We start from the raw sequence: 7,306 nt of genomic DNA on the forward strand, positions 1-7,306 counted from the left end.
TTGTTGGCTCGCGCGACCACCTCCCGTTCGTCGTCGAAGGGCAGGATTGCAGCGACAGGTCCAAACGTTTCGTCCTTCGCAATCACCATGTCATCGGTCACATTAGCAAGCACGGCCGGCGTGACGAAGTTCCCGCCAAGCGAATTGTGCTGTGCGCCTGCTACCATTCGAGCCCCGGCTGCTAGAGCCTCAGAAACCTGGTGCCTGCATTTGTCAGCACCAGACGTCTTTGTCATCGGACCGATGTCGACACCTGGCTCCAATCCGTGCCCGACCTTTAGTTTACTGGTGGCCTCGGCAAATTTTTCCGTAAAATGCTCGTAAATCTCTCGCTGCACATAAATCCGGTTTGCCGCGAGACAGTCCTGACCGGATGTCGCGAACTTGGCTGCCATGCAACCGGCGACCGCAGCGTTGATCGGCGCATCGCCGAAAAGGATGAAAGGAGCATTGCCGCCAAGTTCGAGCGAGACTTTCTTCACTGTCTTCGCGGATTGCTCGAGAAGGATTCTGCCGACCTCGGTGGAGCCCGTAAAAGAGAACGCACGCACGTGGGTATGCAACAACAGCCGTTTGGCAAGTGGCGGAGCTTCGCCCGTGATCACCTGAAACACGCCGGGCGGAATGCCAGCATCCCCGGCAAGGCGGGCAAGCGCGAGGGCCGACAGTGGCGTTTCGGGTGCCGGCTTTACAATCATTGTGCAGCCAGCGGCCAGTGCAGCTCCAGCCTTTCTGGTGATCATTGCCGCTGGGAAGTTCCATGGCGTAATGGCGACAGTCACCCCGATCGGCTGCAAATGCACGGCCAGCCTGCTTGCGGGGAGATGGCTGGGAATCGTTTCGCCGTAAGCCCGCTCCCCTTCCCCTGCAAACCAATCTAAAAAGCCGGCAGCGTATGAAACTTCGCCGCGGGCTTCAGCAATCGGTTTTCCTTGCTCGGCCGTTATGATGACAGCCAGGTCTTCGGCGCTCTCCCGCATGCCTGCCGCCCATTTCCGCAGATATGCACCACGCTGTAACGGAAGCATGTCGCGCCACTTGAGGAACGCTGCTCTTGCGCAATGGACCGCGTCGTCAACGTCGGCGTCTGCGCAAGCCGCAACTTGAGCGATCTCGTCACCGCTGGCAGGATCAAACACGGCAAGAGTATCTGATTTGGAGAGCCAGGCGCCGTTCAGATACGCATCACCACGCAAAAGGTCTGGCCGTTTGAGCCTGCGTAATGCCGTGATTGACGTACCCCTCATCTAAGACTCCAATGGTATGCTGATGCCTTTAGGTTATTGCTGCCACAGCGCCGATCGGCAGCGCAGTTGATGCCCCTTTAGCTGCATTCCTGCAAACAGCAGCCAATTCGCGTAGAATTGGACACGGCTCACAACTTCACTTGCCAGGAGGCTTAGCGACCGCGAGCGAAGGTCGCGCTGGTCGCCGGCGGCGCGGAAAGTAGTTGGTTCCAGCGCCGATCTCCCGATCCCGAGTTCCCGATCTGGCCTCGTGGCATTAAGTTCTCGACCGACACCGATCAGGCGCACTGACGCAGGCGCAACCGCCTCGAATCTTAGACGGAACTCGCCGCAAGGCTACTTTCGTCCGGCACTGTGCAGGGTGACCGCGACCGCTTCAGACACGATGGCATCGCGGACGACTTCATTCGGAAGGAGGTCTTGGGGTCCCGAAATTGAGGTCCCCGCGATAACCCAGACATTCACTTGGTGAAGTGGTGAAGTCGCACGAAACAGCAGAAAAGGATGAAGCGAGCCCCGGGCAAAAGGCGAGCTTCGCTGCCGAGCCATCTATCGGGAACAACGTGTGCTGATGTCGCGACGTGTTGCACGGACGGGGCGGACCATACTCGCGTTCCCACCGGCGCGCAGGGTTGGCAAGAGCCCGCTTCAGGCGCGCGTAAACTCGTCCTCAATGCTCCTCAAAAGCTAAGTCCTCTTGCGTCATCCGCGCATTTGTAGAATGGGGCAACGTTCACGCCGCGCTCGCGTCACAGGTGGCTCATTTCGGCCTACGGATCTTAATCTCCGCTGATGCAGAGAACTCATGTGCTAGGCGAGATTCTCCTGTCCCAGAGGTTGGGCATGCCGCACCTCTCAGACAGCGCCGTCCTTAAGCTAGATCCGTTCATCCGCTCGCCGCAGAAACAAATTTCAACCGGCTTCGAACGGACCCAGTGAGATCGCAAAACGATTTGGGTCACATCCAAATCACCTAGTCCACGACGATCAAGCGGCGATCAACATCTGCCAATCGCTCACCGCCCCTTTCGGTTACAATAAATGATTCAGAGATGGCGGCGCCGAACCCTTCGAGCCTAACCCCCGACTGAAAATGGAAGCACATTCCTGGTTGTAGGATGGTCTTGTCGCCCGCGCGAATACTAACCGTGCGTTCGCCCCATTCCGGCGGGAAGTTGAGTCCGATTGAATAGCCGGAGCGGCCTATCTTGATATACCCGTTCCGCTTGAGGATATCTTGCCACACCGCATTAAGCTCCTCAACGACGGTACCAGGCTTTGCCATCTCGAGCACAGCATCCCCGCCTTCCACTATAACCTCAGCAAGACGCGAGACCTCTGCGGGTGGCTTTCCGATGTGGACGGTGCGGCACAGCGGCGCACAGTAGCGGCGTCGGGTGGCGCCGAACTCCATGAGAACCAGGCCAGAGGTCGGCAAGGGCTCCTCGGTCCAACTGAGGTGCGGAGCGTTCGTTTGTTCGCTAGTCTGGATAAGAGGAGGACCGCTAGAGTCGCCATATTTACCGTCCACCCCTCGTGTCTGGGCCCGGTACACCTCCGCGACGACCTCATGTTGCGGCACTCCAGGCCTTAGGTTAGCGATTGCCGTCTGCATCGTATGCGTTGCAAGGTGGCCCGCTTCTCTCATGTAGACTAGTTCAAGGTCAGATTTTATAAGCCGTGCCCAATTGACTAATTCGCGGCTATCAGAGAATTTTGCATTCGGAAGGCCTTTGACGAGATGTTGATGTGCTCGGGCAGTATAGAAGTGGGCGTTAAGCTCGACACCGATTCGATCAGATCCCCAGCCGCGCGAATTGATAAGCTCGCAAAGATCGTCAAATGGATGTAATTCTGGATGTTGAAGTCTATGATCGGAAAATGAGCTTATATTTTCTCTAGGCAGATCCGTCGTTATATAAGCGGAATTTACATCGACGAAACGTCCGAACCAGAGGGGCATGTCCGACTGGAGATGCACTAAGACCACCTGAGGCACGTAGAACGAATAGCCGTCAAAGCCGGTAAGCCAATACATATTCGCGGGATCCTGGCAGATCAGCAAGTCCAGCCCCGCTCGCTCCATCCGCTGCTTCACGTCATGAACACGACGCCGAAACTCCTCGGGCGGAAATGGCTTCTCATATTTCATCTCGTCGAGTCCTTCAAAACAGGCATTCCTCGAACGGATCAGGCATTCGTCCTGTCCGCATACTTTCTCTTCGTATCACGTCACAAGAGGCTGTTTTCCCCGAGGATTTCTTCTTGTCGCGGAAAATCTGCATTTCCTAGGCACTTGCCGTACGTTATCCGCATATGAGCGCCAAATTTTCGGTGGCTCTGCGTCTCCGGTGGAAGATCATGCCCTCCCTATGGTGAAGACGCACTCTGCCTGTCGCAACAGAATTTCAAGCACGGGCGGCAAGATCTACGTGGGAAGCGCCGACGAGACCAGCGAAGATCGGGACGTTGCGGCCGCCACGCTCATGCAGCATCCGGGGCGTCCGCGGCCCAATGGACGGGGTTTGAGCACCCCCATCAGGCCGGCCACTCCTAATATGTGAGCATGATTCTCTGGTACAAATCAGCAGCCTTGGTCAGTTGATCGATTTCAACGAACTCGTTGTTCGTATGGGCTTGGGCAGTACGCCCGGGTCCGATAATCACACACGGGATCCCAGCCAATGACAGCTGATTTGCATCCGAGCCGCCGGTGGCTCCCTTCTGCTCTCCGGTCCCCGCGACGTGGGCACAAGCCGCTCCTGCGACTGCTGCAATTTTGCTCGACCCGGAACTGATTGGAGGCGGGTCTTCCAATGCGGGAAGCAATGACCGAACATTGATCTTGTCTTCGCCCTGGCGAAGGCCTTCCAGTATGCTTTCTACCTCCGCCAACGCGTCCTGCGGCCGCTCCCCGGGTATGAGACGCCGATCGACCCAGATACGGCATACCGGCGGTACAGTGGTAAGTTCCAAACCTCCTTCGATGAGGCTCACGGTCAGCTGTGATGACCCTACCAATGGGTGCTGCGCCCGAGACACAAGGGATCGATGGTGCTCATCAAGTGCCAATACCACCTTGGCCATGCCCGTGATCGCGTTCACTCCGAGATGAGGCTTCGACGTATGAGCCGGTACACCCTGAACCTCGATTTGCCAGCGGACAGAACCCATGTGAGCTACAACGAGCTCTAATTCGGTGGGTTCACCGACTACCGCACCCTCATAAGCGACACCGGAATCGGCTATAGCGCGGGCGCCAAGTTTGCGGTACTCTTCGTCAATGCTGGCTGCCACAACAACCGTGGCCCGGGGCTGCCGTTCACCAAGTGAGCTAAGCGCAATCAACATAGCTGCAAGTGAGCCTTTTGTGTCGCAGCTACCTCGCCCATATATTCGCCCGTCCCGTTGCTCACCCGAGAATGGATCTGATTCCCACCTATCGATAGGAACGGTATCCATATGAGCAATGAATAGAATACGCCTATCGGGTTCTTTCCCAGGTACCCAGGTCAGGAAATTCGAGCGACCATCGGCCACCTCCTGTATCCCGTAAGCCAGCTTCCGCTCCTTGCAAAAACCCTCGAGGAACTTGGCTACACCTTGCTCTCCACTACCTTTTGGCGACAGCGATGGATTGATGCTCTCGATCTTTATAAGATCTTGGAGAAGTCCGATAGTCTCGGCGCTCTGGGTCGACATGTACTCTCCTGTGTGCATGAACTAGCCGTGTCGCTCTTACTTCGACCAGCTCTTGGCCAGATTGATTACGCGATCGACTTCATCGGCGGTGTTGTAAAGATGCAGGGAAAACCGGAGCATGCCTCTGCGTATTGAGACGATTACCCCGTTCTTCGTGAAATGCTCGTGAAGCGACCGAATGCGGGCGTCGACTGGGCGCCCTTCAACAAGATCGCTGGAATCGCCAACGGCTACGATACTTCCAGTGTGAGCGCCTGGTGGCCCGCCGCAGACCGGAAGCCCGATATCTAAGAGACCAGTGGCCATACGTTTTGCGAGTGAGGTAACGCTCTGGTCGATCGCCTCGGTTCCGATATCAAGTAGCTGGCCCATTGATGCATATGCAGCCAACATGCCAGGGAAGTTGTAATGCCCGATATCAAAGCGGGGCGCGCCAGAGCGCAACTTTACAAAACTAGGTACCGGAGCTGATTCTGGCGCGTTTCCGAAATCTACGCTGAAGCGCGCAAGATAGGCCGGGCTCAGCCGATCGGCCCATTCTTTACGGCAATATAAAAAACCCGATCCATAAAGACCCATCAAACCCTTCACAGTGGACACTGCTACACCGTCTACGCCAAGTCGATTGACGTCGGTGTGGAGTATCCCAACAGATTGCGTCGCGTCCGCCAAAAGAAATGCACCGTAGTGCCTACAGGCTTCGGATATCTGCTCCATGACGGTCCGAAACCCCGGAACCATCGTCACCGTCGCCAAGGCAACAACGCGGGTATGAGAATCAATCGCCTTTACGAATGCATCAGGGGGAATTGAGCCGTTATCCGGCTCTACGACTCGCAACTCGACATTGTAGCGGTCTCTGATCTGAATCCATGGCAAGATATTATTTGCGTGTTCCAATTTTGGGCATAGAACGACGTTGTCTCCATCTCTCCAATCGATCGCATTAGCGATGATGTTGATGCCTTCCGATGCATTCTTGGTAATTGCAATTTCATCGTGATCTGAATTGATAAATTGTGCGAACCTAGCGCGAGTACGCTCGACGTGTTCGAGCATTCTTTCTTCGTCGTTTAGGCCATGCAGCCGATTGTTCAAATGAGGCTCGATTGAAGCCAATGTTGTGCTTGATATGAGGCCCTGGTTCGCGACATCCATGTAGATGGCGTTTGCTGTGGCTGGAAACTCCTTTCGGAGGATGTCCAAGGGAAGCATATGGCTTTCTCTCCTGGGAGTGCGGACGGCGGTTGAGCTACCTTGTTCAGGCGATCGTTCCGGCAAGGGTAAGAATGCCGCCAGACTGGTCTGCGCTGACCTGCCCATTTTACACGGTGCTCGTGCCGACTTTGGTCTAACATTCGGTCTCCCACGCCGCATTCCTGCGCCAAACCGCGATTCACGCAGAGATCGCGAGCCATTCTCGCGGATCACTGAAGCGTCTCGACGGAATGCAGCTGCAACAACTGCCTCACGAGAGATCAATTTGGGTAATTCTCAGACCGCGGATAGGGCTTCTTACCAGTGCTTGGAGCGACGTTAGCCTGACTGAGCCGACGACCTTCTCCTCCAGCCCCACACCCATGCGGATCATAGTTCACTCGCGGCCGACGCGCGAGGGCCGTAAGGCATCCGAAAGCCGGGGCCGGTTCATAGCCTGACTCTCATGGTCTCCGATTTATGCTGCAACGCCGACACCCTTGGTGATGTCGCTCCCTAACACGCTTGCCTCGAACTGATGCGAGCGTGCTGCAACTCATGTTTTCTGCGCCTGAGCAACGAGATCGGTAGGATCTTTTCGACCGGGGATCGCCCCCACCCGATCGAATCTGCCGTTCTTGCGCTGGCCCGCAACTGCTCACCAGCAACGCCCATCGATTCAGCGGCACCCCTCAGATAGTTATACTATGCCGGTATTGTGCGCAGATGGCGAAAGAAACGCCGATTTTCTGCGACTTGGACCGACTTTAGCGCCGAGAGGGCGTTTGGCACTTGCTACATTTTGGACGTACGGACTGGCGGCCTTGGCATTGGCCGATATCATCATGAGCAGAGATTGTGAATGGATCTGGATCGAATTGACCGGAAGATTCTCAACGTCGTGCAGCGCAACAATCGCCTTACGACAGAGGAATTGGGCGAACTTGCCGGACTATCGGCTACCGCTTGTCAGCGGAGATTAAAGCGACTTCGAGACGCTGGCGTCATCGAAGCGGACGTTGCCATAGTTTCACCGGAAGCCGTCGGTCGGCCCCTGCTCCTGCTGGTATCCATCACTCTCGAGCGCGATCGCGCCGATATCATCGATCGTTTCAAGCAGGCAATTCGGCGGACGCCTGAGATCATGAACGCTTACTACG

Annotated in this window: 5 protein-coding genes; 1 reads left to right on the forward strand and 4 read right to left on the reverse strand. The window is 56.1% G+C overall.

The genetic code is table 11. The features are described from left to right. The 4 genes from EN943_RS32860 to EN943_RS32875 all read right to left on the reverse strand — a co-directional run. The coding region (locus EN943_RS32860; RefSeq protein ID WP_164778496.1) for an NAD-dependent succinate-semialdehyde dehydrogenase at positions 1-1,247 on the reverse strand (1,247 nt) is incomplete at its 3' end. A gap of 973 nt (positions 1,248-2,220) precedes the next feature. Continuing rightward, positions 2,221-3,399: a Xaa-Pro peptidase family protein gene (locus EN943_RS32865; protein ID WP_063169327.1), complete on the reverse strand. Its 1,179-nt coding sequence runs from the start codon at positions 3,397-3,399 to the stop codon at positions 2,221-2,223. 401 nt (positions 3,400-3,800) lie between these two features. Further along, positions 3,801-4,949 (reverse strand): M20 family metallopeptidase, encoded by a 1,149-nt coding sequence (locus tag EN943_RS32870; protein WP_063169328.1) that lies wholly within the window; start codon positions 4,947-4,949, stop codon positions 3,801-3,803. Positions 4,950-4,985: 36 nt separating this feature from the next. Continuing rightward, on the reverse strand, positions 4,986-6,164 hold the full coding sequence (locus EN943_RS32875) for an aminotransferase class V-fold PLP-dependent enzyme (RefSeq protein ID WP_063169329.1): 1,179 nt from the start codon (positions 6,162-6,164) through the stop codon (positions 4,986-4,988). An 844-nt stretch (positions 6,165-7,008) separates the two neighbouring features. Here EN943_RS32875 and EN943_RS32880 point away from each other — a divergent pair. Beyond that, the coding region (locus EN943_RS32880) for an Lrp/AsnC family transcriptional regulator (RefSeq protein ID WP_164778497.1) at positions 7,009-7,306 on the forward strand (298 nt) is incomplete at its 3' end.

Source organism: Mesorhizobium sp. M7A.F.Ca.US.006.01.1.1, from assembly GCF_003997935.1.
In the GTDB taxonomy this organism is placed as follows: Bacteria; Pseudomonadota; Alphaproteobacteria; order Rhizobiales; family Rhizobiaceae; genus Mesorhizobium.

Excerpts from the sequence above, each read along its gene's own strand:
- EN943_RS32865 (WP_063169327.1), bottom strand. The coding sequence starts at position 3,399 with ATGAAATATGAGAAGCCATTTCCGCCCGAGGAGTTTCGGCGTCGTGTT.
- EN943_RS32870 (WP_063169328.1), bottom strand. The coding sequence starts at position 4,949 with ATGTCGACCCAGAGCGCCGAGACTATCGGACTTCTCCAAGATCTTATA.
- EN943_RS32875 (WP_063169329.1), bottom strand. The coding sequence starts at position 6,164 with ATGCTTCCCTTGGACATCCTCCGAAAGGAGTTTCCAGCCACAGCAAAC.